Raw genomic sequence first — 1270 nt, 5'->3', positions numbered from 1 at the left:
AAACAAATCTCTGATGAACGTATCAAGATTAAACGTGAGCTGTCACAGTCTGCTGATGAGTTTGACAAGTATATCAAGGACACCAGCGAACCAATGGACAAAGTCATTGATAAGATTGCGTCTGATGTCAAGGAATTTGAAGACCATCAGAAAGCTGTCCGCCTTGATACTGTCAAGAGTTACCTGGCTAATAAAGCAGCCGAGTACATGCTTGACCCACGTATCTTTGATGAAAAAGCCCTTGAATATATCAAGGCTGGCGACTTTATGGCGGATGGTGTGACCTTGAAGAAAGTCACCATGAAATCTCTTGAGGACATGGTCACATTTGAATATCAAAAACAACAAGAGCATGAAAAAGAAAAAGCCACCATCTCCGGGCAATGTGCTGAGTACGGTATGACTGACCAACCGTACATTCGTATGTTACAGTCAATGTCTTTGGCTGATGTAATGCAACAAATCATGGCAGATTATCAGTTTGAAAAGCAGAAAGCAGAAACGCGAAGAGCTGAGGAAGAAAGAGAGCAACTTCTAGCCACTCAGCGAGCAAAAGAACAGGAACAAGCTCAAGTTTCAACAGAAAGCCGTCATTTTGACCCAGAAACAGGCGAAATCTTGGAAAATGGACAATCGCCCAAGAATGACATTGAAGCTCTCAGAGAGGCTGAAAATGGCTTAAAACAATACAAGCAAAAAATGACCTTGGAAGTGTATTTTGAAAGTGCAGATGAAAAAGAACACTTTAAGGCAACACTTGCACAAGCTGGCTTTGAATACAAGAAAAATTATCAAGTCAGCGGTTATCAAAATATTAAGCCACTTAGTCAAGAAGAGCTGGCTGAACAGTGTGGATGGTAATCATGGAAATTAGACAAGTATCAGAAAGTATTCATATACAAATGGAAAAGAGGTGAATTAGTATGATTAATTCAATTTGTTTGGTTGGAAGAATGACCAAGGACGCTGAACTTAGATACACGCCATCTAATGTAGCGGTAGCAACGTTCACACTTGCCGTCAATCGCAACCGTAAAAAGGTTAGGAATAGAATTTGGAGAAGAAGATGAACAAACCACAGATAGCGAGAGTTGATAGAGATATGTACGAATCTGGCAGACGATTACCCCACTTATGGTCCATTGGAAATGAATTGAAATTTTATCGTGTTACATGTAATTGGGGATTAAATCACCGTACGCAACATTTTTACCATGTACTGGCTTATAGCTGGGAGCAGGCAAAAGATATGGCAAGAAGTGAATACGCT

3 protein-coding genes are annotated in these 1270 nt (G+C 40.3%); all 3 read left to right on the top strand.

From position 1 onward, the window contains the following. Positions 1 to 861 (top strand): DUF1351 domain-containing protein (locus GT590_RS14245; protein WP_161171201.1); only part of this gene is annotated, 861 nt, incomplete at its 5' end. Positions 862 to 923: 62 nt separating this feature from the next. Continuing rightward, the gene (locus GT590_RS14240; RefSeq protein ID WP_255459247.1) at positions 924 to 1070 is read left to right on the top strand and encodes a single-stranded DNA-binding protein; all 147 of its coding nucleotides are present in this window, start codon (positions 924 to 926) and stop codon (positions 1068 to 1070) included. Beyond that, a partial coding sequence (locus GT590_RS14400; protein WP_205217250.1) for a hypothetical protein occupies positions 1055 to 1270 on the top strand: 216 nt, incomplete at its 3' end. The genes GT590_RS14240 and GT590_RS14400, both read left to right, overlap by 16 nt.

The sequence above is a fragment of the Eggerthella sp. BIOML-A1 genome, assembly GCF_009875595.1.
Taxonomy (GTDB): Bacteria; Actinomycetota; Coriobacteriia; order Coriobacteriales; family Eggerthellaceae; genus Eggerthella; species Eggerthella lenta.
This window is presented reverse-complemented; position numbering and strand designations above follow the sequence as displayed.